A 23,934-nucleotide genomic window follows, 5' to 3' on the forward strand; every position below is an offset into this window, starting at 1 on the left:
ATGTGCCTAGGCGCCGGTGAAAGCCGATTTTTCCTTGGCCAGGAAGGCCTGCACCGCGGCCTGGTGGTCGGCGGTGCGGCCCAGATGCTGTTGTGCGGCGAGTTCGCGGTCCAGAGCGGCGGACAGTCCGGCCGCCGACGCGGCGACGAGCGACTTCACTCGGCGGTAGGCCGCCGTCGGGCCTGTCGCGAGTTGCGCGGCAAGATCTGTTGCGGTCGTATGCAGTTCATCATCGGCGACCACGCGATGGACCAGTCCCCAGTCGAGCGCCTGCTCGGCGGTTACGCGGTCGCCCAGCAACATCAGACCGGTGGCCCGACTGCTGCCGAGAGCTTCGACGAGCGCGTAACTCAGGCCGGAGTCGCTGGCCAGAGCGATGCCGGTGAACGCTGTCGCGAACGTCGTCCGGCTTCCGGCGACGCGGATGTCGGCAGCCAACGCGATACCGAATCCGGCGCCGACACAGGCGCCGGGAATCGCGGCGACAATCGGGACCTCCAGCGATTTCAGCGCGCGAATGAGCGGGTTGTAGTGCTCGCCGACGGTGTCCATCGCGGTGGTCGGATCGGTCTCCAGCGCCATGGCGTGCTCGCCCAGATCCTGACCGACGCAGAAGTTGCGGCCCTCGGCGGTGATCAGTACCGCGCGCACCTCCGGATTCTCGGCGGTCGCGGTCACCGCCTCGAAGAACGCCAGTTTCGTCGTGATGTCGAGTGCGTTGTGTGCCGACGGCCTGGCCAGGGTGATCGTGGCGAGTCCGTGCGCGGTTTCCAGGCGAACTGTCATCGTTTCTCCAAAAAGGCGGTCATCCGTTGGTGTTTGTCCTCGGTGTCGAACAGCACCGCCTGCGCGATGTCGTCGGCCCACGGGTGCGAGCCGGGCGCGTCGACGACCGTCTTGGTCAACCGCAGTGCGAGTCGGGACTGCCGGGCGATGCGGTCGAGGAGCCGGTGCGCCGCCGCGACCGGGTCCTCGGCGACGTCGAGGAGCAAGCCGGTGCGCAGCGCGGTCTCGGCGTCGATGGTGCGTCCGCCCAACAGGATCTGTTTCGCGATCGACATGCCGACCAGCGACGGTAGGCGGTAGCTGGCGCCGGCCGCGGCCATGATGCCGAGGCCCGGTTCCGGATTTCCGAATACCGCTGTCGGAGTGGCGATTCGGATATCGCACGCGTAGGCGAGTTCTGCGCCGCCGCCGAGCGCGTAGCCGTTGATCGCCGCCACCGTGGGCAGCGGCAGTTTCGCGACGCGATCGAACAGGTTCCGGTTGATGCCGGTGAGCGCGTCGTCGCGGGTGCGCATCCGCAACTCGTCGATGTCGGCGCCGGCGGCGAAGTCGTCGCCACGCCCGGTGAGTAACAGCAACTTGGGGTTTCGCTCGATGGTCGCGCAGACGTCGTGCAATGCGCCGATCATCTGCGCATTGATGGCATTTCGCCGGGCGGGCCGGTCGAGGGTGACGACGAACCGGTCCGGCAGTTCCGTGACGGCGACGCTACGCACAGTGCTCCTCCACCGTTGTGTCCTTCATTAATAACCGAATATTCGGTAGGTTGGCAAGGGTTGATCGGTGCATTGCGCTGGCAGATTTCGGGAACTGGGAGGATGTGGGGCATGACGAACGCACGTGTGACGCGCCGGACCGGGCTGCCCGGGCGTCCGGGGTATGACCTGGATTCACTCCTGGCCGTCGCGGTGAAGGTGTTCAACGACAAGGGGTACGACGGCACCAGCATGGACGCGCTGGCGCGCGGGCTCGGCATCACCAAGTCGTCCATCTATCACCACGTGTCCGGCAAGTCCGAGCTGCTCGAGCTTGCGCTGAACCGGGCGCTCAACGCGCTGTTCGCGGTCACTACGGAGGAGCGGGCGGTCACCGGGCCGTATATCGACCGGCTCGAGTACCTGGTCCGGCGCAGCGTCGAGATCCTGTGTGCCGAATTGCCGTACGTCACGCTGTTGCTGCGAGTGCGCGGGAACACCCCGGTGGAACGGCGCGCGCTGGCCCGGCGGCGGGAGTTCGACGATTTCGTCAGCGGTCTCGTGGTCGAGGCCGCGGCCGAGGGGGATCTGCGGCCGGGGATCGATCCGGCGCTCACGGCCCGGCTCGTCTTCGGCACGGTCAACTCGCTCGTCGAGTGGTACCGGCCGCGGGCCGGCGGGTCCGCGACGGATCTCGCCGATGCCGTCGTGGCGCTCGTGTTCGACGGTCTGCGCCGCACCTGAGCGACATCCCCGGCGGGATTGTCTCCGGGGTCGTTTTGCTTGACAACGCTCGCTGTCCGAGGGGATCGTAATTACCGACCGAACGTACGGTGGGACGGAGACCTCGTGAGCCGACTGTTGGAGAGCTATGTCCAGGGGCGCTGGTTTGCCGCGGCGGACGAGGGCACGCCGCTGCTCAGTGCGATCGACAGCGTCGAGGTGGCCCGGATTTCGTCAACCGGTCTGGATCTCGCCGGCGCGGTCGAGTACGCGCGCACCGTGGGCGGGCCGGCGCTGGCGCAGCTGACCTTTCATGAGCGGGCCGCCAAGCTGAAGCAGCTCGGTCAGGCGTTGTTGGCGGGCAAGGACGAGTTCTACGCGGTGTCCCGGCTGACCGGTGCGACCAAGCGCGACTCCGGGATCGACATCGATGGCGGTATCGGCACCGTGCTCAGTTACGCGAGCCAGGCGCGGCGCGAATTGCCCAACGACACTGTGTATCTCGATGGTGTGGTCGAGCCGCTCGGTAAGCACGGCACGTTCCTCGGGCAGCACATCTACACCTCGCGGCGCGGGGTTGCGGTGCAGATCAACGCGTTCAATTTCCCGGTGTGGGGGTTCCTGGAGAAGCTGGCGCCCGCGTTCATCGCCGGTGTGCCGTCGATCGTGAAGCCTGCCAGTCAAACTGCGTACCTGACCGAGCTGGTGTTTCGGCGCATCCTCGAATCCGGTGTGCTGCCTGAGGGTTCGGTGCAGTTGCTGTGCGGGAGCGCCCGCGGGCTGGTCGACCATCTCGGCGGGCAGGACTCCGTCGCCTTCACCGGATCTGCGGACACCGCGGCGACGCTGCGCGCGCATCCGAATGTTGTCGGCGAGGGTGTGCGTTTCACGGCGGAAGCGGATTCGCTCAACGCATCTGTGCTGGGGCCGGATGTGGCGACCGACGATCCCGAATTCGAGCTCTACATCAAGCAACTCGTCACCGAGATGACGGCCAAGGCGGGGCAGAAGTGCACCGCGATTCGGCGCGCGTTCGTACCGGAGGCCATGGTCGACGACGTGATCGAGGCGACGAAGGCGCGGTTGGCTAAGGTTGTCGTCGGCGATCCGGACACCGACGGCGTCACGATGGGGGCGCTGGCCAGCGTCGAGCAGCGTGACGAAGTGGTGAAATCCGTTCGGGGACTGACCAAATCGGCGACGATCGTGTTCGGTGATCCCGAATTGGTCGAAGTGGTCGGAGCTTCTGCGGCGGCCGGGGCGTTCATGTCGCCGATCCTGTTGCGCGGCGGAGACAAAGCGGCGACCGAGCCGCACGAGATCGAGGCGTTCGGGCCGGTGTCGACGGTGCTCGGGTACGACGACGCCGATGATCTGATCGAGCAGGTTGCCCGTGGGAAAGGGAGCCTGGTCGCCTCGGTGGTGACGAAGGATTCCGCCACCGCCCGTGAAATCGTGCTGGGGCTCGCTCCGTACCACGGGCGAATTCTGGTGCTCGACAGCGAAAATGCGCGTGAGTCGACGGGGCATGGATCACCGCTCGCTGTTCTCGTGCACGGCGGCCCTGGTCGTGCCGGTGGTGGTGAGGAACTCGGCGGCATCCGCGGGGTGCTGCACCACATGCAGCGCACCGCGGTGCAGGGGACGCCGAATGTGCTTACCGCAGTGGGGAAGAAGTGGGTCAAGGGCGCGGATCGCGTCACCGGTGACGTGCATCCGTTCCGGAAGGACCTCGGCGAGCTGCGGCTCGGCGATACCATCGTCGGCGGTCCGCGGGTGGTGAGTCGCGCGGATATCCAGCACTTCGCCGAGTTCACCGGTGACACGTTCTACGCGCACACCGATCCGGAAGCGGCAGCGGCGAATCCCTTGTTCGGCGGCATCGTGGCGCACGGCTACCTCGTCGTCTCCCTCGCCGCCGGGCTGTTCGTCGACCCGGCGCCCGGCCCGGTGCTGGCGAATTTCGGCGTCGACAACCTGCGGTTCCTGACGCCGGTCAAGGCCGACGACTCGCTCACCGTGACCCTGACTGCGAAGCAGATCACCCCACGCCAGAGCGCCGCATACGGCGAAGTGCGTTGGGACGCAGTGGTTGTCAACCAGAACGACGAAGCCGTCGCGACCTACGACGTGCTGACCCTAGTGGCGAAACCGGAGGAATCATGACCTATCGCATTGCCGTCTGCTACGGCAAGCCCGAGAACCCGGCGGAATTCGACGAGCACTACACCGCCGTGCACATCCCGCTCGCCCGCGCGGTTCCCGGACTGACCGAATTCACCTGGGGCAAAGTAGCTTCGGTGGATAACGGTGAGCCGCCCTGCTACGCGGTGGCCAGCCTGTACTTCGCCGACGAGCAAGCGCTCAAGGCAGGCATGTCCTCACCGGAAATGGTCGCCACGGCCAGGGATCTGCGCAACTTCGCCACCGGCGGGGTCACCATGTTCACCCAGGAAGAACAATCCGTCAGGTGAGTGCGCCCGGCCTGCGCACCGCCAGAGCGATGTTCGAAGCCGACGTAGCATCGCGGCGATTGGGCATCGAACTGCTGGCCCTGTCCGCCGGCCACGCGCGCACCACCATGACGATCACCGCATCGATGCTGAACGGCCACTTCATCACCCACGGCGGCTACGTCTTCACCCTCGCCGACACCACCTTCGCCCTGGCCTGCAACACCCACGCCACCACAGCGGTAGCCGCCCGAGCCGACATCCGCTTCCTCCGCCCCACCAAAGTAGGCGACATCCTGATCGCCGACGCCGTCGAGCGAGCCCGCTACGGGCGCAACGGAATCTACGACGTAACCGTCACCGCGGGCGACGAGGTCATCGCCGAATTCCGCGGCGACAGCAGAACAATCCCCGCCCCGCAGTAGTGCGGTGCGTTAACGGAGGCGGCGTCTAGTCGGTCGGCATCTCTGCTCGAGCCTTCAGCGCGGCGAGGAGGTGCGGGGGTGTGAGGTCCTGGAGCACCGCCAGTGCGCCCATGCCTTCGAAATGTGCTGCCGACGTGGTGAATTCGTCGTCGAGCGGCACGTTCGCCGCGCGCAATGCTTCGGGGAGGCGGCGGATGACGCCGATGATGGCAGGGGAGGGGCGGAAGTCGTCCTGGTCGCGTTCCGGAGGGTCCGTCTGGTAGAAGGCCGCCAAGTCCGCGCCGGCCTGCCGGACACGGGGATCGTCCTCCACCCGTTCGCCGCGAGCCAGCTCCTCGTCCAAGTTCTCCCACTCCAACGGGCACCATGCGTCTTCAGGCGGAACCTCAGCCCGCTCCTCGGCGCCGAGCGCGTGGACCGTGAAGTACAGCGGGCGGCGTTCTTCGAACCAGCGGACCACGACGCGGACGAGCGCCCCCGCGGGTGGGTGCGCCCGTAGGTCTTCGGCGATCGCACGAGCCAAAGCGTCCGCGAACTCGTCTTCCTGCGAAGTCACCGGCGCAGCCTATCCACCGCGTGCTGCTTTGCCGAGACGGTGATGATGGGGGCTGCTCAGCCGCTCTGGTTTTCGGCAGGGGGTTGCTTGCGGGCGGCGCGCGCGCGTTTGTCGTACCGATTCACTCGGGGGATCGGTCGACCGGGGAGCCTGGGTGGCCAGTTGAGGTCGTTGTGGCCGACTTTGCGGGTGCCGTCTGGGCGGCGGCGGGAGAGGAAGGGGGTGGAGCGGAGGGCGAGGATGATGGTGGCGAACGCGATGCCGAAGGTGGCGGCCAGGGCTCTGGGCAAGGTTCCCATCAAAGGGGCTGCGAGTAGTGCCGCGCATGCTGCCGAGTTCCAGTACAGGCGGGCGTTGTAGGGGCGTTCGTCGCCGCTGTTGACCGCGAACAGCACGACGAGAGCCATCAACACCGCCCCCGCGATCAGGACCGCGTGCATGGCGTCAGCCGCGGACGCGGTAAGGAGAGGCGGCGGGCGCGAGCTGGATCGCCAGCATGACCAGAGTGCCTGCCACGATGCCTACTCGAATGCCGGCCGGAGCCAGCACGCACAGCGCGGTCGCGCCGATTGCCAGCCCGATGATCAACGTGGTGGTGGCTCGGCGCGGGTGGCCTCGCTCGGCGTCGACGGCAGAGAACACCGCGATCCCGAGGGCGATCACCGCGGTGAGGGCCGCGAGGATTTCCATGATCGATCACTCACCTTCCTAGTCGAAGAGACTTCCGAGCCATTTGCCGGCCTTGGCGCCATACGTAGAGCCTGCGAAGGCGCCGATTCCGCCACCGATCAGCGCGCCGACCGGTCCGCCGACGGCGCCGCCGATCGCTGCACCAGCGTATGCGCCTGCCCAGCCGCCACCGATCGCGCCGCTGCTTTTACCGACGGTTTCACCAGCCGGTTTACCGTCTGCCAGGTCGATGCCCATGGAGAAGAGCTCCATCGCGTTGGCCGCGCCGGACAGGCGCCCGGCCAGTTTGCCCGCGCGGGCGGCTTCTTCGGGGGTGAAGACCGGCCCGCTGCCCGGCGCCCAATGACTACCCTGCGGTGTCTTGGTAGCTGCGCCCTGCGCGGCTCCGCCGACGCCACCGATCGCCGTGCTGCCGTTGCTCAGCGCGGACGCGGTCCCGTCGTCGCCGGACCCGGAGCGACCCGGCGGGGGTGCGACCGGGACGTGGCCGGTGAACCCATCGGGGACGTCGCCGTGCGCTCTCGCCAATTGGTCGGCGGCCTGCTGCTCGCCGGGTGTCGGCTGATACCCCGAGCTCTGCGCGGAGGTCGTCGTCGACGATTGCGGAGCCGGTTTCGCGGGTACGGGGACGTGCCCGGAGTAGTCGTCGGGGACGTCGCCGTGTGCCCTGGCGAGTTGATCGACGGCTTGCTGTTCGGAGCTCACGCCCGTTGATGTGGCTCCGCTGGTGGTGGTGTTCCGGCTGGTGTTGCCCTTGCCGTCCTCGGCGATGGTTGTGGTGGTGCCGTCGGGATTGTCGATGGAGATCTTCGTCTGACCATTTCCGTAGTCGGTGATCGAACAGGACGGCGAGGTATCGGGGTCGGCCAGGATGGGGTAGACGTTGTCGGTATCGGGTTCGATGTGCTGGACGATGGTGTCGCCGTCGGTGTCATACCAAGTGCGGACCGGGCGGCCCAGGGCGTCGTAGGCCCAAGGCGGATTCGTGTGGGACATGACTTTGCCGTCGACGGCGAGGACATCGATGGAGCCGTCGGGGTTTGTGCGCAGGTGCCCACCGGGTGGAACTTGTTGCGGGAAGCGGTATTCCCGGGGCGCGGTCGGGTCGGTCATGAGGACGAATGTCTGTTCGCCGCCGTCCCACGGCTTGGCGATCGTCAGTTGTTGCGACGAGGCCCCGCGGCGGAATCGTACTGCCGGTGCGAGGAAAGCCGCTGCGCCGGCCAACAACAACAAGGGGATCCGGCCGGAGCCGCCATCCTTCCCCGGTTCGGAGCGATCGATGTTCGGTGCGGTCTGGCTCGGTTTCACCAAAGGCTCTGGGGGAGATACGTGTTCGGTCGCTATGGGAGACGGGATGGTCGCCGTCGTGGTCGGCGACGTTGCGCTCGACGGTATTTCAGCAGCGGGCTGCGGAAGGGATGGTTGCGGCGACTGGTTGCCCGGCAGTACCGGGCTCTCCGCACCGGGGACGGGAACGATCGGCGTCCCGTTGCCGAGACCCACCGGTGGCGGAGTGAGGGCGCCGGCCTGGCTTCCCCCGCCACCGGTGCTCGGCGGCTGGCCGGGAAGCGCGGGTGCAGGCAACGCCGGGGGTGCGGTCGGCGGGCCTGGTGGAGGTGCCGGCGGGATCGAGGGAGTGTCGAGGCACGGCCACCCCGGGTGCATTTGCTGCCATTCGGCACAGGGGACTGCGTTAGCGGAAGGTGTTGCGAAGAACGCGAATCCGATGCTGATGCCGACTGCGGCAGCGGCAGCGGCTGTCGCGGCTGCGGTGAGCCGGACGGTTCGCGGGCGATTCACCGGCTGCCCCGGCGGGCCTTTACCAGCGTGGCGATCGTATCGATGCCCCACCAGGTGAGGCGGCCGGCGACGGACATGTAGAGGAAGAAGGCGAGGTAGACCAGGATCGCGCCGTAGTCGTCGGCCCAGTCCGGGATTCGGTCCAGGTGGGCGAAGGCGGCGATCAGGAGGAATAGGCCGGCTAGTAGGGCTACCGGTGCCAGGGTGACATTGTTTGGTTCCGCTGCGGAGTTGTCGGTGCTGGTCATGATTGTCGGATCTCCTTCTGGGATTCCGCTACCGGGTTGGCTCCGCGTTGGAATGTGTTGTGCGGGTAAGGGTTAGAGCCAGATGGGGTCGCCGTACGCGGTGGTGGTGTTGTCCGCGGTGGGGGTGGACATGGTGGCGGTCGCGAACGAGCGCAGGGAGACCGGGCCCATGCAGGCGTCGACTTTCACCTCGACTTGGTCCATGGCGATCGATGCGCGTCCGGACGCGAGGGCTTTCTTGCCGAATTCGACGGTGGCGATCGAGCCGGGTTTGAGTGTTGTCGAAACATTCGGTGAGACTGAGGCGTTGACGCCGAGGCTGACGCTGGGTGGGTAGGAGATGTTGAGGGAGGCGTTGGGGCCGAAGGACACTCCGAGGCTGGTGGTCAGGCCGCTGGAAACATCTATCTGGCAGCCGATTTGGTAGCCGAAGCTGACGACGGCGGCGTTGACGGGTTGGGTGCCCTTGCCGGTGACTTCGGCGATCGCTTTGAGTGAGACGAATCCTTCGCGGGTGAACATGGTCGCGGCGAGGTTGGGGTAACGGTCCAGGGTTTCGGCGGTTTTGGTGACCGTCAACGTCCAGCCGTCATCGGTGGCGACCACGCGTGCCTTGTCGGCGATAGCGTCCGCTGATGCGGTTCCCTGCCCGGTCAGCAACCCTGCTGTTATCAAGCTCGTGCCCAGCACGGCGGCGGCACCGCTGCGTTGAAACGCAACCCTTGTCATCGAATCCATCCTTTGCCGGGTCGAGTCTCCGCGTGGAGTTGCCTCGAGGGTTCTCCATCGCGTCAAGGAAAACCCATCAGCTAACTATTGGCAAACGGATGTTTGCTGCCGGTGCCTGCCGTGATCTTTCGTTCACCGTTTGGACACCTGAGGTCTGCTGGCAGAGGTTGGTGGTCGAGGTTTCAACTATGGATTCGTGGCGTGCGTCACGTGGGGCCCGTTATCTGGCGGGCAGGATCGTCACGGAGGTCACCGCGGTTCAGGTCAGAGACCATGCGACGGTCGCCTGCTCAGGGCAACTGTCACGCCGCGGCGACCTCCGCGACCACTTCCAACAGCTCGGTCAGGGTCGCCCGGTCGGTGTTCGGTGACATCAGGGATGCGCGCAAGTAGGGTCGGCCACCCAGCTGGAACGACGACAGGTAGAACCGCCCGTCTTGGATCAGCCGGGCGCGCAATTCGAGCTGCCGATCGCCCCACGGCTCGTAGCGGAAACACAGGATGTTGCTGTGCGGCTGATAGGGCGCGGTGAAATCCGGACGTTCCTGGATGAGCGCCCACAGATCCTTGGCGAGGTTGTACTGCCGCTCGACGTAGGAGCGCAGGGAGGCCTCGCCGCGGTAGGCGAGGGTAAGCAAAATCTTCAAGCCGAGCGGCGATTTGGACGTCTCGAAGGTGAACTGTCCGGGGTCCACCTCTTCGGCTTCCGGCCGGTACAGGTAACTGGCGTCCTGCTTGAACATGGTGTTGAGATAACGCTTTTCGCGAAACAACACCCCCGTGCACAGCGCCGAGGTCCGCAGCATCTTGTGCCCGTCCCATACCGTGGAGTCCGCCCGCTCGATGCCGGCGAGCAGGTCCCGCAAGCGCGGCGAGATCAGCGCGGAGGCGCCGTGCGCGCCGTCGACGTGGAACCATAGATCATTGGCTTCACAGAAGTCCGCGACCTCGGCGATCGGATCGTATAAGCCTGTCCCAGTGGCACATCCGTTCGCCACGACGGCAACCGGACGCCGCCCCTGGGCGCGCACTTCGGCAAGCGCGGGCGCGAGCCCTGCCGGATCGATCCGGCCCAGCTCATCGGTCGGAAGCGGGTAGACCCCGCGTTCACCCAACCCCATCACCGCGGCCGCCTTCCGCACCGAATAGTGGCTGGTCGCCGGAGCGAACACGACGAGATCGCCGGAATTCCCCTCCCGCCACGCGGTGGCATCGGCGTGCGATCGGGCGGCGAGCAGCGCGGTCAAATTGCCGAGCGACCCGCCGTTTGTCATTGCGCCGATACCGGTTTCGGCCCAGCCGACGTTGTCCAGCATCCACCGGCACACCGCTCGGTCCACGGCCGCGGCCGCCGGGGCGAGCTCGTACACCAGCGGAATGTTGTTGGTCACCGCCTGCAAGATGTCGGCGACCACGCCGGGCGTATCCGACGGCGCGATCTGATGCGCCATGTACCCGGGGTGGTGATGGCTGGCCGAGATATCGCTGTATGTGGTGACGAAGGAGAGCAATTCGGGCAGCGTCATCCCGCCCTCCTCGACCCACCGGCTCAGCTCGAGCCGCTTGGCCACGGTATCCATATCGGCGGAGGAGACGACCTCGCCCGCACCGGTCCGGACGGATTCGACATGGGCGGTGAGGGTTTCGAGGACCGCCGTCCCGACCTCTCGCACATCGTCGACCAAATCGACAGGGAGCATGATGATCCTCTCGTGGCTAGCAGTCGATCAGCGCGCGGCCGTGCCGACGGGATCGAGATCACCGTCGATGTTGCGCATCATGATTCGGTCGATATCGACGTCGGGTACCTGGAAGTCGTGGATCAGGAACTCCTCCATCAGCAGCACGCTGAGCAGATGCACGTACGCGTCGCCGAACGGATACAGGATCCGCGTCGTCGCCGATTTCGCCTTCTCCACCAGCTGATCCACCGCCTCGGGTACCAGGAACCCGACCCGGCGAATGGTGGACGGAGCCAGCACGGCCGACACCCAGTCGTCGCCGTCCGGCAGCAAGGCGCCGGAGCCGGGCACCCGCATGCCGAACTTGGGCCGGTCGACGATCTCGCGCGGCAGCCGATCGGCGTAAGCCTCACGCAGGATGTGCTTTTCGCGCGCCCCGTTCAGTTTCCACTCGATCGGCAGCGACGCGGCGTACTCGACGACGTTGAAATCCATGAAGGGATAACGACCTTCGACGCCGAAGCCGGTGCCGGCGCGGTCGCCGAGGCAGGTCATCCCGTAGCCGATCAGGAAGGTGTGCATGTCGAGCAGCATCGATCGGTCGACGGCCGGTCGCTGATCGAAGTCGGGGAAGTCGGCGCGCAACCGGCGCAGCAGCACGGCGTGATCGTCGAAAACGTCGCCGGGGGCGTCGATGAGCTGGTCGACGGGTTCGGTTTCGAACCGCCGCAGATGTGCCCCGAGGGTGAAATCGCGATTCGCGCGGTCGGCGTAGAACTGGAAGATCGCGGTGGTTTTCGTGGCGTCGCTGTAGCGCATGTCGTTCAGCGTGGGCGCGAGTTCCTCGGCCGCGCCCGCGAAAGAACCTTGCCGCAAACAACGTTCGAGAATCGTCGCCTCTTTGGCGATGTCGTAGCCGGCCAGGAGTTCATCCGCGCCTTCGCCGCCGAGGATGACGCGCACGCCTGCCAGCCCCACCTGCTCGGCCAGCACGCCGTAGGCCACCGGAGCGGTGAAGTGCAGCGGCTGTTCGCATTGCCGCACGACGTGCGGGAACCGCTCGCGAACCTGCGCCCGCGTGACCGGGATTCGCGTGTGCCGGCTACCCAGCTGGTCCACCATGGCCTTCTGATACGGCCACTCGTCCACCGGACTGTCCGCCGCGTCGATGGAGAACGTGGTGAGCGGTTCGTCGATCAGCTCGTTCATCACCGAGGACACGACCGCCGAATCGATGCCGCCGCTGATGTAGGTGCCGAGCTGGTAGTCCGTGCGCAGGCGCAGCCGGATCGATTCCCGAATGACCTCCCGGAGGCCGCTTTTCGCCTCCTCGAAGGACTTCGGCGGCGGGCCGGCGGGCTGACGGGCGATGCCGTGGTAGTACTTCGACAGCTCGGCCCTGCCGTCGCGGACGGTCAGGACGTGACCGGGCGGGATGGCGTCGATGCCGGTGAAGCAGGTCTCGCCGGGGACCGGGCTCCAGTACCGCATCGCGCGCCGCACCTTGTCCGCGGCGAGTTCGCGCGGCACGCGCGGGAACGCGAACAGTCCTTTGATCTCCGACGCGAAGTAGAGGGTGCCGTCCTGCTCGGTGTAGAACAGCGGGCGCTCGCCGAAGCGATCGCGGCCGAGGATCAGCTGCCCTTCCCATTTGTCGTAGAAGACGAAACCGAACTGCCCGTTCAGGCGCAGCAGCGCGTCGTGTCCCCAGTAGGCGAGGGAATGCAGCAGCACCTCGGTGTCGGAGTTCGTCTTGAACCGGATCCCGTAGGTTTCCAGCTCGCTGCGCAGTTCGAGGTAGTTGAAGATCTCGCCATTGAAGCCGGCGATGTATCGATTGTCCGGCGTCACCATGGGCTGCTGGCCGAGCCTCGGGTCGATGACCGAGAGCCGGACCGTGCCGAGGGTGAACGCCGCGCTGTCGTAGAGGCCTACCTCGTCGGGGCCGCGATGGGCGATCGCCCGAATTCCCCGCCGCACCAGATCCAGCCGCTGATCTTTCCGTAATCCGCTGTCAATGAATCCGACCACGCCACACACGAATGTCTCCTATCCCTGCCGACTACAGATCAACTACACCGAATCCAGATACCTGGCCCGCTCCCATTCGGTCACTTCTCGCTGGCCGGCCGCGGCCTCGTTCGCCGCCACCTGGCACAGGTTCTGCACGGTCGCCGCGCCGAGCGCGCGCCTGGCGAATTCGCTCTCGCCGAAGCGGGTCGCCGCCGCCCAGATGTTCGTGGGCAGCGGCGAATACTCCGCTGAGATATAGGAATTCGCGGCGGGCGGGGCCGGTTTCAGCTCTTCGGTGACCCCGGCCAGACCGGCCGTCAGCTGGCCAGCGGCGAGCAGATAGGGGTTGGCATCGGCGGCGGCGATGCGCGTCTCCACCCGGGTGCCCTTGGCGTCGCGGACCAGGACACGCACTGCGGCGCAACGGTTGTCGAGTCCCCACGAGAGGTTCGTCGGCGCGAACGAATGATCCGCGACGCGCTTGTAACCGTTGGGCGTGGGGACGGCCACGAGTTGCAGGTCGGCCGCGTACTTCAGCAGGCCGGCGACGTAGTTCTCGCCGATGCTGCTCAGCGAGCCGGTGTCCTTGTCCCAGAACGCATTCGATTTGTCTCGCCACATGCTCTGATGGATGTGCAGGCCGCTGCCGGAGAGATCGCCGAACGGCTTCGCCATGAAGGTTGCGCGATAGCCGTGCCGCGGCGCCAGCTGCTTGACCGCATACCGGAAGAACAGCAGGCTATCTGCCGCGGTGAGCGGATCCGACGGCGTGAGGTTGATCTCGACCTGGCCCGGCGCGTACTCGGCGCCACACGCCTCGACCTCGACGTCGGCGCTGAGCAGCATGGCGCAGACCTCGTCGAGAAACGGTTCGAGATAGTAGTTGTCGTGCAGGCTGTACACCGGATTGCGGCCGTCATGCGGGCGCAGAGTCTCACCGTCGACGGCGTAGAACTCGGTCTCCATGGCGATGTAGGGGGACAGGCCGGCCTGCTCCAGCTCGGTTACCGTCCGGCGCAACACATTCCGCGGCGAGATCGCCGCGAGGTTCCCGGCCGCGTCGATGACGTCACAAAAGACCAAGGCGGTCTTCGGTTTCCACGGCACGAGCCGCAATGTGGACGCATCGGGGCGCAGGAAGATATCGGGATATCCGTTGGACCAGCTGTAATCCGAGGTCTCGATCACTTCCATCTGGTAGTCCCAGGCCAATACCGCCGAGGACAGGCCGACCCCGTTCGACATCCCGTTGGCCAAGAACGATTCGACCGGAATTCTCTTCCCGCGGATAGCGCCGGTCATATCCGGCGTGGCGAGCTCGACCATGGTGATCGAATGCTCTTTCAGGAATTGCTCAACCGCTTCCATCTGCATCCTCTCGCCCCCCGGCGGCACGACTAGTTTCCGCGACTTGTACGGGTGGGCGGCGGCCTGGAGGCTCGGTCCGGACGGCGCGGCGGACGATGCGCAACCGGCTTGGCGTGCAACGCATCCCACCCGCGTGGCAGGTCCCGACCGGCATCGTCGCACATAGGCCCAGTCTGGCAGGCCGGCCGGCGATCCGGCATGCCCCGGATGGGGGGTTGCAAATCGGATATCCAGCGGTGATCTTGGTGAAAACGACGTAGCATCCAAATCTCCTCACCAGTAACCCATTTCGTGCTAGACATATGGGAAGCGAAGACTGTGACTGACACCTCAACCATTGTCGATGCCGTGGCCGAGCCACGGCAAGCCCCTGGTCCGACGGGCATGGATGCCTTCCGGGTAATGGCCGAAATGCGCCGGGATCCGTGTGTGGCGTTCCAGAATCTCATCGCGCGTTATGGCGACGTCGTGCGGTTGGATGTCGCGGGACAAAAGCTGTTCCTGGTCAACGACCCTGAACTCGTCGAGGCCGTTTTCGTCGCGCGACAGGGTAACTATGTCAAGACGCTGAACGCCAAAGTCGCGGCCATGGCACTGGGTAACGGGCTGCTGACCAACGGTGGCGACTCCTGGGCGCGGCAACGCCGGATCATGCAGCCGCTCTTCGCTCGACGACAGCTGGACCGGTTCGTCGAATACATGATCACCGCGGCCGAACGCACCCTGCTGCGCTGGGAAACCCGTTCCGACGGAGACCAACTCGACGTCTCCGTCGCGATGAACGCCTTGACGCTGGACGTGACCGGCCCCGCCCTGTTCGGCACCGATCTGTCCGACGACGCCGCGCACGTGCACGAGGCCCTCGTCGAAATCCTGCGCTGCGTAGGCAAAGCCATGACCTCGCCGCTGACCTGGCTGCCCGCCCGGATCCCCGGCGTCTCCCCGGACCTGGCGCTGCGGCTGCAAGCGCCGCGCTGGCGGAAGCTGGATGCGGCGGTCGGTGTGCTCGATGATGTTGTCGCCCGGCTCATTCGGGAGCGCCAGGACACCCCGCAGGACGACCGGCACGATCTGCTCGGGCTGCTGCTCGACGCGCGTGACGAAGCCGGGGCATCGGCAATGAGCCCGCGCCAAGTCCGCGACGAGCTGGTGACCTTCCTGCTCGTCGGGCACGACACCACGGCCTACTCGCTCGCATGGACGTTGCTGCTGCTGTCGAACCACCCCGAGGTTCGCGAACGCCTCGTCGCCGAGGTCGACACCGTCCTCGGCGGCCGCCGCCCCACCCCGGGCGATCTCGACGACCTGACCTGGACATCAGCCGTCATCGAGGAGTCGATGCGGCTGTACCCGCCGTCCTGGCTGATCGAACGGCAAGCCGCCGCCGACGACGTCCTCGGCGGCTACGCCATACCCGCCGGCGCGACCGTGTCCGTCGCCCCCTACCTGCTGCACCACGATCCGAAATCCTGGCCCAACCCGGAAGGTTTCGATCCCCGCCGATTCCTGCCCGAGAACCGGCAATTCATCTACCCGGCCACCGGCGCGCAAACGAGCCGCCCGCGGTTCGCGTATCTGCCCTTCGGCGCGGGCCAACGCCAATGCATCGGACTGGGATTCGCGCGCGTCCAAGCCAAGCTCATCCTCGCCATGCTCACCCAGCGCTACACCTTCGACCTCGCGCCCGGCGCGCGGATCGTGCCCGAGCCCACCCTGACCCTCCGCCCGCGCGACGGACTACCGATGATCCTGCGGCGCAGAACGGTTTCACCGCAGGGTGAGTGAATGTTCGGCCCGCACCAGTTCTTGGCGCGTGTCATCTTTGACCCATGTCAACGAGCCCGGCTTGTGCGCCTCGTCCGCCAGGTGCCTGAGGCTGTGCTTGCAGACGAATTCCTTGAGCTTCGCGGCCGGTCCGCCACCGAGGTAGAACTTGATCGCGGTGTCGTCCTTGGCCGCGAACTGGAAGATGCCCGCGCGCCGACCCAGGCTGATGCACTGCCCGGAGAAGCCGAGATTGATCGGCTCCGGCCGGGCACCCGCGATCCGGTTGAGCACCGTGTCGGCGGCGTGCCCGCCGATCCGGGTCGCGGACTGGCAGCTCATCCGGAACGGCAGGTTCGACGGCGACGCCGAATCTCCCGCTGCCACAATGTGATCGTCGTCCAGGCTGGTCAGCGTCTCGTCGGTGAGCAGGCGACCCAGCGTGTCGGTGGTCAGCCCGCTGCGCACGGCCAGATCCGGCACACCGAATCCCGCGGTCCAGATGGTCACCGGGCTCCGCAGCGTATGGCCGCCACTGAGCCGTACCGCATCGCTCATCACCTCCGTCACCGTCGCGTCGGGTCCGTCGAGCACGGTCACGCCGAGCTTGGCCAGCCGCTGCGCCACCGAGCGCCGACCACGCGGATGCAGATACGGGCCGAGGACCTGGCCGCACACCAGGGTCACCTTGCGGCCCTGCTCCGCCAGCTCGGCGGCGGTCTCGATGCCGGTCGGACCGGACCCGACCACCGTCACCGCGGCGGGCGCGGTGTCGAGGACTTGCCGCAGCCGCTGCGCCTCTTCGAAAGTGCCGAGCGGGTACGCGAATTCGGCAGCACCGGGCACGCTCGGTTCGGCACTGCCACTACCCACCGCATAGATCAGATAGTCGTAACCGATCGTGCCGCCGCTCTCCAATGACACGCTGCGTCTTCCGGCATTGATCCGCGCCACGGAATCGACCACCAGTCGAATCCGCTCACCGAGAATCTCGGGATAGTCGACCACCGCATCATCGGACCCGCCCACCAGTTGATGCAGCCGAATCCGCTCGACGAACCTCGGCCGCGGATTGACCAGCGTCACCGTCACGTCCGCGCGCTGCGTCAAGCGATTCGCCGCCAGCACACCGGCATACCCGCCGCCGACCACAACCACATCGATGTTCCCAGCCATGGTGTCTCCTTATGTTCCGAGGGCTTCGGGCATAAGACTCCAGCTGATCGATTTTTGTGACAGGTGTGTGACAGTTCACTCGGTGGCGGGCTGCTCCGCTGTGGTGGGTTGGGTGCCGTTGACGCGTTCGGTGACGAGGCCGAAGTCGCAGTCGTGGCGTTCCTCGCTCTCGACTACCGAGACGACTGCGCTTTCGATGAGTTCGGCGCCGCGTTCTTCGCGCAGGATCATCGGGTCGGAGCGGACGTCTTTGTAGAGCGAGACGCACAGCAGGACCATGATCAGGACGAAAGGCAGTGATACGACGGTGGTCAGGGCCTGCAAGCCGGTCAATGCGCCGCCCAGGTCGGCCTTGTCGGCGATGACGAGCATGATCGCCGCCACGGCGCCGGTGGCCGCGCCCCAGAAGATGACCGTCGCCTTGGACGGTTCGAGGCTGCCCTTCTCCGACAGCGTGCCCATCACGATGGAGGCGGCGTCGGCGCCGGAGACGAAGAAGATCGCGACCAGGATCATCACCAGGACGGCGGTCACCGACGCGATCGGGTAATGGTCGAGCAGGTGGAACAGGGTGAAGTTGGAGTCGATCGAGCCGTCCGCCTCGGTCAGGTCGCCGGTCTCGCGCTGCTGGAAAATACCTGCGCCGCCGAAGATCACGAACCAGACCAGGCTGACCAGGCTCGGCACCAGCAGCACGCCGGTGACGAACTGCCGGATCGTGCGGCCACGGCTGATCCGGGCGATGAACATGCCGACGAACGGGGTCCAGGAGATCCACCAGGCCCAGTAGAAGACCGTCCAGCTGGACAGCCACTTCTGCATCTCGTCGCCGCCGCTGACGCTGGTGCGTGAGGCCATCTTCGGCAGCAGGTCGATGTAGTCGCCCAGCGAGGTGGGCAGCAGGTTGAGCATGAAAAGGGTTGGGCCGACCAGGAACACGAAGGCCGCGATGAGCAACGCGAGCACCATGTTGATGTTGGACAGCCACTGGATGCCGCGGTCGATGCCGGAGATGGCGGAGACGATGAACGCGATGGTCAGGCCGGTGATGATGGCGACAAGGCCGATCTTGCCGATCGAGTCGACCCAGCCGTTGAACTCCATGCCCGCGCCGATCTGCAACGCGCCGAGGCCGAGCGAGGCGGCCGAACCGAACAGCGTGGCGAAGATGGCCATCATGTCGATCGCCCGCCCGCCGATGCCGTCGGCGTGCCGTCCGAGAATCGGCCGGCAGACCGAGGAGATCAGCTGGGAGCGGCCCTTGCGGAAGGTGCCGTACGCGATGGCCAGGCCGACGACGGCGTAGATCGCCCACGGGTGCAGTGTCCAGTGGAACAGCGTCGTCGCCATGGCGACCTCGGCGGCCTCGGAACTCCCTGGCGCGGCGGTGTCCGGCGGCGGGCTGGTGAAATGCGTGACGGGTTCGGCGACGCCCCAGAACATCAAGCCGATACCCATGCCCGCGCTGAACATCATCGCGATCCACGAGGTGGTGCGGAACTCCGGCTTCTCGTCGTCGGCGCCGAGCGGGATCTTGCCGTACCGGCTGGCGGCCAGCCAGATGACGAAGACCACGAACGCCGAGGCGACCAGCACGAACAGCCAACCGGTCTTGGTGATCACCCAGGACTGCGCGTCGGCCGAGGCTGAGCCGAGGCCGGCGTGATCGACGATGCCCCACGCGACGAACGCCAGCGCGCAGATCGCGGTGATGCCGAAGACAAGCCCATCGATACCGCGTTTCACCGGTGGCTTTCCGGCTGTGTGCGTGGCTGTTTCATCGGAGTTTTGGCCGGTATCGGTCGACATGAGTTTCTTTCTCCGATCGCTTCGGCGTACTTCCGGGAAGCCCGGTGTTACATCTGGGCAACCGTACAACGTCTTGCTACGTGCGGCGGCACAATGGCCTGCGTTTCGAATTCCGGCGCTGTGGTACACAGATGAAGTGGCGCGGGACGATGTTTCACCCCAGACGGTGACTCCGCTGGGCCCTGATTTCCTCTGGGGCGTGGCCACCTCGGGCTTCCAGTCGGAAGGACATGCGCCGGACAGCAACTGGCTGCGCTACATCGACGAGTCGAACTTCGAGCCGTACGGGAATTCGATCGATTTCTACTCCCGCTACACCTCCGACATTCCGCTCGCCGGTGCGTTGGGTGTGCAGGTGTTCCGGATCAGCGTCGAATGGGCGCGCGTGCAGCCGCGGCCGGGGGAGTGGGACGAAACCGCGCTCCGCTTCTACGACGCGGTGCTCGACACCATCGTCGCGGCCGGCATGCGGCCGATGATCACGCTGGACCACTGGGTCTATCCGGGCTGGGAATCCGATCGCGGCGGCTGGAACAACCCGGGCATGGTCGAGGACTGGCTGGCCAACATGCGCGTGGTGGTCGACCGGTTCGCGCCGCGAAATCCGTTGTGGGTCACCGTCAACGAGCCGGTCGCCTACATCGTCTACGAGATGCGCTACACCGGAGTCCCGGCGCAGACCATCGAGGAGCGGATCGCGGCCGTGCACAACGCGAGCTACGACTACATCCATCAGGTGCAGCCCGACGCGATGGTCACCTGCAACGTCGGCTATGTGTCCGGGCGCGAGACCGAGGTGAATCAGCCTATGGTCGACCGCATCTCGGGCAAGCTCGACTACTTCGGCGTCGACTATTACTTCGGCGCGGACGATCCCGGCGAGCCCGCCCCGGGCGATCGCCAGATCTGGGAACTTCCGCTGCAGGCCGAGGGCGTCTACTACGCGCTGCGGCACTACGCACGGCTGTATCCGGACAAGCCGCTCTACGTCGTCGAGAACGGAATGCCCACGGAGAACGGGCAATCCCGTCCCGACGGCTACGACCGCGCCGACTATCTGCGCGATCTCGTCTACTGGCTGCAACGCGCCCGGATGGACGGCATGAACGTGATCGGTTACTGCTACTGGAGTCTCACCGACAACTACGAATGGGGTTTCTACACACCGCGTTTCGGGCTCTATACGGTCGACGTCCAGACCGATCCGGACCTCGTGCGCAAGCCGACCGGCGCGGTCGAGGCCTATCGTGATATCGTCCGCGCCGGCGGGGTTCCGGCCACCTATCGCCCGACTCGCCCGCCGCTGGCGTGCTCCTACGTCGACCCGCCCAGCAGTTGTACCGATCCGGTCACCCTCCCCGATTCGAGCGCGCGTTCGTAACCCGAACCGAATATCCGACGGTCGTACCGTGGGGCGGATCACGGGCTTGTCCGACGCCGCCGCGGAAGCGGAAAATTGGTCACCGACAACGCTTCAGTGGAGGCAACAATGGTCGATTCACTTTTCGCGGATGTGTCCGAATACCAGGTACCGGTGGACGACTCGTATCCGTATCAGATCTTCTCGCTACGTTCCAACGACGGCACGTACCGAGATCATAATTTCGCCCGGAACTATGCGTGGGCGGCGGCCGCCGCGGACGCAGGCCGGATCTCGTGCTTCATCGTCTACATGTACTGGCGGCCGAATTGGCTCGATACCGTCGACACCCATCGGTCGATGGTCGGTCAGGCGGGTGGCCCGCATCCGAAAATGATCGCGATGGTCGATGTGGAATCCGGCGGCAATCCCGGCGGGGATCAGTCCGACGGCATCAATCGCGCCTACTGGCGGCTGGTCGACTGGCTCGGCGCGACCCAGCGGGTGATCGGGTACGCCAACCGGTCCGACTTCAACAACATGTGGCGGGTCCGCCCGGACGGGCTCCGGGTGATCGGCGCGGGGTACGGCAGCAACCCCAACCTGCCCGGCCAGATCGCCCACCAGTACACCGACGGACGCGGCTACGGCGGCGGATTGCCCGAAGGCGCACCGCCTTTCGGCAACTGCGACATGAACGCCGCAAACGGGTACTCGCCGGAGGAGTTCGCCGATGCCTGCGGGGTCGGGTCGGTCGCGCCGGACCCGGTCGCGGACATGTGGATCGACTTCATGGGCCTCGGCGGCAACGGCTGGCCGCAATTGGCCGGTCACACGCTTGTCGATGGCGTCGCCCTGGTCGGTGAAACGCTCGGCATCCCCGGATTCGCGGTCCCGCCGGGGCCGACCCAGGTGCCGCTGCCGCGCGACACCGAGGCGCGGATTCGCGCGGAGTGGATCCAGATGCGTGGGCCGCGTGGCCAGGGCTGGCCGCAATGTGGCGGACTGTCGCTCGTCGACGCCATCGCGGCGATCGGCGCGAAACTCGATATCCCCGGCTTCGAGCCGCCCTCCCGATAGTTCGATCGGAGCGACATGCCAACCATCCCCTGCATGAACGGTCACTTCTTCGTGGTCACCGAGTGCGTATCCCAGGGCGAGGCGGCCGCCGTCGCCGATGCGTCCGACGGCAACCTGGCCAAGCTCACCGCCGACAGCCTCGCCGAGCTCAGCTTTGCCGTGGGCGCGTTCGCGGACATACGGCCCTGTGACGCGCCGCAATCCGGGCTCATCGCCTGGTTCGACACCTACGACGGCGGCGTCCCGGAAGGCACCGTCTATGTCGTCGCCCTCGCCACCGGGCAGGTCATGAACGTCGCCGCCCATCGGGCGGCGGCCTGGACGGGACTCGTCCTCGCGGAATCGCGCTGAGCCTCAGCTGTTTTGGCGGATGCCGCGCAAAAAGGTGGTGAGCAGCCTGCGACAGGTCGCGTCCCAGTCGGGGTCGGTGGGGCGCGGCTGGGTGACCAGGGCGCCGAAAGCGACGATGTCCTGATGCGTGGTGTCCGGGCGCAGCGTCCCGTCGGCGATGCCCCGGTCGATGATCCGTTGCACGAAGTCGTGGATTTCCGCGCGCAGGGCCTCGGTTTCGGGTGCGGTCACCGGTGGTCCGCCGTGTAGCGGCAGGACCAGCTCGTTGCGTTGGCTGATCGCGGCCTCGATGAAGAGCTGGAGGCAGTCGGCCGCGGTCGCGCTGTCTCGCTCGGCCGCTTGCGCATTGGCGAGCACCTGCTCGAACGAGCGATGGGTCAGGTGGCTGAGTAGGTCCTCACGGGTGGCGAAGTGCCGGTACAGCGTGCCGATTCCGACGCCGGCCTCGGCGGCGATGGTCGACATCGGAACCCGCAGTCCGTCGCGATAGAACGCGGCGGTCGCGGCGCGGAGCAGTTCCTGCTGGTTGCGCAGCGCGTCTCGGCGCAGATCGGTCATAACCCTCATTGAACCCGGTTGTCCTACACGCCCGCAGGAACTCGCGGTCTATCCGCTGCCGCGACGGCAATGTAGACGTTGACTACTTTGTTGTCGACGCCTACATTGGCGGACATGACCGATAACAGATGGACCTCTAGCGATCTACCCTCCTTCGCGGGACGTCGAGTCGTCGTCACCGGCGCCAACAGCGGGCTCGGCCTGGTGGTTACCCGGGAACTCGCGCGGGTGGGCGCACACGTCGTGCTCGCGGTGCGTGATGTCGCGCGCGGACGCGAGGTGGCCGGGCGGATCGACGGCAGCACCGAGGTGCGCGCCCTCGACCTGGCCGATCTGGCCTCGATCCGGCGCTTCGCCGACGAATGGACCGGCGAACTCGACGTTCTGGTGAACAACGCGGGCATCATGCTCGTCCCGGCGGGCAAGACCAAGGACGGGTTCGAAAGCCAAATCGGCACAAACCATTTGGGCCACTTCGCGCTGACGAACCGGTTGCTGCCGCATATCACCGACCGCGTGGTCACCGTGTCCTCGCACGCGCACCGCCGCGGCACCGTCGACCTGGACGACCTGAACTGGGAAACCCGGAAGTACAGTGCGGCAGGCGCTTACGCCCAATCCAAGCTCGCGAACCTCCTGTTCACCCTCGAATTGCAGCGCCGATTCACGGCCACCGGATCGTTGCAGGCGCACAGCGCGCACCCCGGCTGGGCCGCGACGAACTTGCAGAGCCACTCGGGTAGCCGGCTGGTCGACGGCGTGATGCAGATCGGCAACAAGCTGTTCGCGCAGGACGCGGCCGCCGGAGCGCTGCCCACCCTCTACGCCGCCAGCCAGGAACTACCGCCGGCCAGCTACATCGGACCGGGCGGGCCGTTCGAACTGCGCGGCAATCCCGTCATCGTCGGACGTTCCGCGGCAGCAAGTGACGCCGAAAAGGCAAGCCGGCTATGGGAATTGTCCGAGCGGCTCACCCGCGTGCCCTCGTCTGTGTGAGTTGCGTCAGTCCCGCGGGCGCAACCCCTGCATGAGTTGCGCGATGGTGTCGGCGAGGAGTTCGTCGGAGTTCTCCGCGGTGACGAATCCGGTGCCGACGAACGTGGCGAGTCCCTGCATCGCGGCGACGGCAGGCAGGCCGATCCGGATCGGGTCGCCGGCCGCGACCTCGCCGCGCGCCTGCCCCTCGGCGATGATGGCCATCGGCACCGCGAACGCTCGTTCGGCCGCCGCGGCCGTATCCGGGCCGGAATCGGGACTGTGCTTGCGGGTGAACATGACCGCGAGCAGTTCGGAATTCTCGATGGCGAACTTCAGGTAGACGCGCGCGATCGCGAGCATGCGTTCCGGGAAGGTCCCCTCGATGGTGGCTTCCTGGTTCAGCTCGGCGAGCCGTTCGAAGCCGCTCAGGGCGAGTGCGTCCAGCAGGGCCTGCTTGTCCCGGAAATGGCGGCTGGGTGCGGCGTGACTGACCCCCGCGTCACGCGCGAGCTGGCGCAAGGACAGGCCGTCGACGCCGGATTCGCGCAGTGTTTCCTCGGCCCGCTGCACCAGTTCCGCGCGCAGGTCGCCGTGGTGGTACGAGCGTTTACGGAAGCTCATAGCGCACACGGAGGATTCGGCATACGACACAGTGTAGTCGTTGACTACTTTGTAGCTGACGACTAC

24 protein-coding genes are annotated in these 23,934 nt (G+C 66.4%); 9 read left to right on the forward strand and 15 right to left on the reverse strand.

Annotated elements, in window-relative coordinates:
- Positions 1–6 precede the first annotated feature (6 nt).
- Together AB0M22_RS26510 and AB0M22_RS26515 are read right to left on the reverse strand one after the other, a co-directional pair.
- Positions 7–786 carry an enoyl-CoA hydratase-related protein gene (locus AB0M22_RS26510; RefSeq protein ID WP_364732118.1) on the reverse strand — a complete coding sequence of 260 codons (780 nt, stop codon included), beginning with the start codon at positions 784–786 and terminating at the stop codon, positions 7–9.
- Complete coding sequence (locus tag AB0M22_RS26515) at positions 783–1,502, reverse strand: enoyl-CoA hydratase/isomerase family protein (protein ID WP_364732121.1); 720 nt, start codon at positions 1,500–1,502, stop codon at positions 783–785. The genes AB0M22_RS26510 and AB0M22_RS26515 overlap by 4 nt, the downstream gene beginning before the upstream one ends.
- Positions 1,503–1,613: 111 nt before the next feature.
- Between AB0M22_RS26515 and AB0M22_RS26520 the strand changes: the two genes are divergently transcribed.
- From AB0M22_RS26520 to paaI, 4 genes are all read left to right on the forward strand, one after another.
- Entirely contained in the window at positions 1,614–2,225 is a 612-nt protein-coding gene (locus tag AB0M22_RS26520) for a TetR/AcrR family transcriptional regulator (RefSeq protein ID WP_364732123.1), read from the forward strand.
- 105 nt (positions 2,226–2,330) lie between these two features.
- On the forward strand, positions 2,331–4,370 hold the full coding sequence (gene paaZ / locus AB0M22_RS26525) for a phenylacetic acid degradation bifunctional protein PaaZ (RefSeq protein WP_364732126.1): 2,040 nt from the start codon (positions 2,331–2,333) through the stop codon (positions 4,368–4,370).
- Positions 4,367–4,678, forward strand: coding sequence for an EthD family reductase (locus AB0M22_RS26530; protein ID WP_364732129.1), 312 nt, complete (start codon positions 4,367–4,369; stop codon positions 4,676–4,678). The genes paaZ and AB0M22_RS26530 overlap by 4 nt, the downstream gene beginning before the upstream one ends.
- A gap of 29 nt (positions 4,679–4,707) precedes the next feature.
- Positions 4,708–5,082 (forward strand): hydroxyphenylacetyl-CoA thioesterase PaaI, encoded by a 375-nt coding sequence (paaI, locus tag AB0M22_RS26535; RefSeq protein ID WP_364733981.1) that lies wholly within the window; start codon positions 4,708–4,710, stop codon positions 5,080–5,082.
- Between the two features lie 25 nt (positions 5,083–5,107).
- Here the strand turns inward: paaI and AB0M22_RS26540 are convergent, their stop codons facing one another.
- From AB0M22_RS26540 to AB0M22_RS26580, 9 genes are all read right to left on the reverse strand, one after another.
- Entirely contained in the window at positions 5,108–5,638 is a 531-nt protein-coding gene (locus AB0M22_RS26540; RefSeq protein ID WP_364732132.1) for a hypothetical protein, read from the reverse strand.
- Positions 5,639–5,694: 56 nt separating this feature from the next.
- Positions 5,695–6,078, reverse strand: coding sequence for a hypothetical protein (locus AB0M22_RS26545; RefSeq protein ID WP_364732134.1), 384 nt, complete (start codon positions 6,076–6,078; stop codon positions 5,695–5,697).
- A gap of 4 nt (positions 6,079–6,082) precedes the next feature.
- Positions 6,083–6,328, reverse strand: coding sequence for a hypothetical protein (locus AB0M22_RS26550; RefSeq protein ID WP_364732137.1), 246 nt, complete (start codon positions 6,326–6,328; stop codon positions 6,083–6,085).
- 18 nt (positions 6,329–6,346) lie between these two features.
- Positions 6,347–7,441: a hypothetical protein gene (locus AB0M22_RS26555; RefSeq protein ID WP_364732140.1), complete on the reverse strand. Its 1,095-nt coding sequence runs from the start codon at positions 7,439–7,441 to the stop codon at positions 6,347–6,349.
- A 686-nt stretch (positions 7,442–8,127) separates the two neighbouring features.
- On the reverse strand, positions 8,128–8,379 hold the full coding sequence (locus AB0M22_RS26560) for a hypothetical protein (RefSeq protein ID WP_364732142.1): 252 nt from the start codon (positions 8,377–8,379) through the stop codon (positions 8,128–8,130).
- 72 nt (positions 8,380–8,451) lie between these two features.
- On the reverse strand, positions 8,452–9,108 hold the full coding sequence (locus AB0M22_RS26565; RefSeq protein WP_364732145.1) for an MspA family porin: 657 nt from the start codon (positions 9,106–9,108) through the stop codon (positions 8,452–8,454).
- Positions 9,109–9,410: 302 nt separating this feature from the next.
- Positions 9,411–10,808 carry a pyridoxal-dependent decarboxylase gene (locus AB0M22_RS26570; protein WP_364732148.1) on the reverse strand — a complete coding sequence of 466 codons (1,398 nt, stop codon included), beginning with the start codon at positions 10,806–10,808 and terminating at the stop codon, positions 9,411–9,413.
- 27 nt (positions 10,809–10,835) lie between these two features.
- Positions 10,836–12,821 (reverse strand): asparagine synthase (glutamine-hydrolyzing), encoded by a 1,986-nt coding sequence (gene asnB / locus AB0M22_RS26575; RefSeq protein WP_364732151.1) that lies wholly within the window; start codon positions 12,819–12,821, stop codon positions 10,836–10,838.
- Between the two features lie 42 nt (positions 12,822–12,863).
- Positions 12,864–14,171, reverse strand: a complete 1,308-nt coding sequence (locus tag AB0M22_RS26580; protein WP_364732154.1) for a glutamine synthetase family protein — start codon at positions 14,169–14,171, stop codon at positions 12,864–12,866.
- A 318-nt stretch (positions 14,172–14,489) separates the two neighbouring features.
- Here AB0M22_RS26580 and AB0M22_RS26585 point away from each other — a divergent pair, with 318 nt between their 5' ends.
- The gene (locus tag AB0M22_RS26585) at positions 14,490–15,956 is read left to right on the forward strand and encodes a cytochrome P450 (protein WP_364732157.1); all 1,467 of its coding nucleotides are present in this window, start codon (positions 14,490–14,492) and stop codon (positions 15,954–15,956) included.
- Here the strand turns inward: AB0M22_RS26585 and AB0M22_RS26590 are convergent.
- Together AB0M22_RS26590 and AB0M22_RS26595 are read right to left on the reverse strand one after the other, a co-directional pair.
- A complete protein-coding gene (locus tag AB0M22_RS26590; protein ID WP_364732160.1) occupies positions 15,939–17,111 on the reverse strand; it encodes an FAD-dependent oxidoreductase in 1,173 nt (390 codons plus the stop codon). The two genes, AB0M22_RS26585 and AB0M22_RS26590, sit on opposite strands and share 18 nt — an antisense overlap.
- 75 nt (positions 17,112–17,186) lie before the next feature.
- Positions 17,187–18,857 carry a BCCT family transporter gene (locus AB0M22_RS26595; RefSeq protein ID WP_364732163.1) on the reverse strand — a complete coding sequence of 557 codons (1,671 nt, stop codon included), beginning with the start codon at positions 18,855–18,857 and terminating at the stop codon, positions 17,187–17,189.
- 199 nt (positions 18,858–19,056) lie between these two features.
- Between AB0M22_RS26595 and AB0M22_RS26600 the strand changes: the two genes are divergently transcribed.
- The 3 genes from AB0M22_RS26600 (at position 19,057) to AB0M22_RS26610 (ending at position 21,711) form a co-directional block, all read left to right on the forward strand.
- Entirely contained in the window at positions 19,057–20,301 is a 1,245-nt protein-coding gene (locus tag AB0M22_RS26600) for a family 1 glycosylhydrolase (protein WP_364732166.1), read from the forward strand.
- A gap of 108 nt (positions 20,302–20,409) precedes the next feature.
- Positions 20,410–21,360, forward strand: a complete 951-nt coding sequence (locus tag AB0M22_RS26605; RefSeq protein WP_364732169.1) for a hypothetical protein — start codon at positions 20,410–20,412, stop codon at positions 21,358–21,360.
- Positions 21,361–21,393: 33 nt separating this feature from the next.
- The gene (locus tag AB0M22_RS26610; protein ID WP_364732172.1) at positions 21,394–21,711 is read left to right on the forward strand and encodes a hypothetical protein; all 318 of its coding nucleotides are present in this window, start codon (positions 21,394–21,396) and stop codon (positions 21,709–21,711) included.
- A 3-nt stretch (positions 21,712–21,714) separates the two neighbouring features.
- Here the strand turns inward: AB0M22_RS26610 and AB0M22_RS26615 are convergent, their stop codons facing one another.
- Positions 21,715–22,269: a TetR/AcrR family transcriptional regulator gene (locus AB0M22_RS26615; protein ID WP_364732174.1), complete on the reverse strand. Its 555-nt coding sequence runs from the start codon at positions 22,267–22,269 to the stop codon at positions 21,715–21,717.
- A gap of 114 nt (positions 22,270–22,383) precedes the next feature.
- Between AB0M22_RS26615 and AB0M22_RS26620 the strand changes: the two genes are divergently transcribed.
- Complete coding sequence (locus tag AB0M22_RS26620) at positions 22,384–23,265, forward strand: oxidoreductase (protein WP_364732178.1); 882 nt, start codon at positions 22,384–22,386, stop codon at positions 23,263–23,265.
- Positions 23,266–23,271: 6 nt separating this feature from the next.
- On the opposite strand, the gene AB0M22_RS26625 is transcribed toward AB0M22_RS26620, so the two are convergent.
- On the reverse strand, positions 23,272–23,868 hold the full coding sequence (locus AB0M22_RS26625; RefSeq protein ID WP_364732181.1) for a TetR/AcrR family transcriptional regulator: 597 nt from the start codon (positions 23,866–23,868) through the stop codon (positions 23,272–23,274).
- Between the last annotated feature and the right edge of the window lie 66 nt (positions 23,869–23,934).

It is taken from the genome of Nocardia sp. NPDC051756 (assembly GCF_040681495.1).
Taxonomy (GTDB): Bacteria; Actinomycetota; Actinomycetes; order Mycobacteriales; family Mycobacteriaceae; genus Nocardia.

Coding starts and splice junctions, on each gene's coding strand:
- AB0M22_RS26510 (WP_364732118.1), bottom strand. CDS start 786: ATGACAGTTCGCCTGGAAACCGCGCACGGACTCGCCACGATCACCCTG.
- AB0M22_RS26520 (WP_364732123.1), top strand. CDS start 1,614: ATGACGAACGCACGTGTGACGCGCCGGACCGGGCTGCCCGGGCGTCCG.
- AB0M22_RS26530 (WP_364732129.1), top strand. CDS start 4,367: ATGACCTATCGCATTGCCGTCTGCTACGGCAAGCCCGAGAACCCGGCG.
- paaI (WP_364733981.1), top strand. CDS start 4,708: ATGTTCGAAGCCGACGTAGCATCGCGGCGATTGGGCATCGAACTGCTG.
- AB0M22_RS26545 (WP_364732134.1), bottom strand. CDS start 6,078: ATGCACGCGGTCCTGATCGCGGGGGCGGTGTTGATGGCTCTCGTCGTG.
- AB0M22_RS26550 (WP_364732137.1), bottom strand. CDS start 6,328: ATGGAAATCCTCGCGGCCCTCACCGCGGTGATCGCCCTCGGGATCGCG.
- AB0M22_RS26555 (WP_364732140.1), bottom strand. CDS start 7,441: ATGACCGACCCGACCGCGCCCCGGGAATACCGCTTCCCGCAACAAGTT.
- AB0M22_RS26560 (WP_364732142.1), bottom strand. CDS start 8,379: ATGACCAGCACCGACAACTCCGCAGCGGAACCAAACAATGTCACCCTG.
- AB0M22_RS26565 (WP_364732145.1), bottom strand. CDS start 9,108: ATGACAAGGGTTGCGTTTCAACGCAGCGGTGCCGCCGCCGTGCTGGGC.
- AB0M22_RS26570 (WP_364732148.1), bottom strand. CDS start 10,808: ATGCTCCCTGTCGATTTGGTCGACGATGTGCGAGAGGTCGGGACGGCG.
- AB0M22_RS26580 (WP_364732154.1), bottom strand. CDS start 14,171: ATGGAAGCGGTTGAGCAATTCCTGAAAGAGCATTCGATCACCATGGTC.
- AB0M22_RS26590 (WP_364732160.1), bottom strand. CDS start 17,111: ATGGCTGGGAACATCGATGTGGTTGTGGTCGGCGGCGGGTATGCCGGT.
- AB0M22_RS26605 (WP_364732169.1), top strand. CDS start 20,410: ATGGTCGATTCACTTTTCGCGGATGTGTCCGAATACCAGGTACCGGTG.
- AB0M22_RS26610 (WP_364732172.1), top strand. CDS start 21,394: ATGAACGGTCACTTCTTCGTGGTCACCGAGTGCGTATCCCAGGGCGAG.
- AB0M22_RS26615 (WP_364732174.1), bottom strand. CDS start 22,269: ATGACCGATCTGCGCCGAGACGCGCTGCGCAACCAGCAGGAACTGCTC.
- AB0M22_RS26620 (WP_364732178.1), top strand. CDS start 22,384: ATGACCGATAACAGATGGACCTCTAGCGATCTACCCTCCTTCGCGGGA.
- AB0M22_RS26625 (WP_364732181.1), bottom strand. CDS start 23,868: ATGAGCTTCCGTAAACGCTCGTACCACCACGGCGACCTGCGCGCGGAA.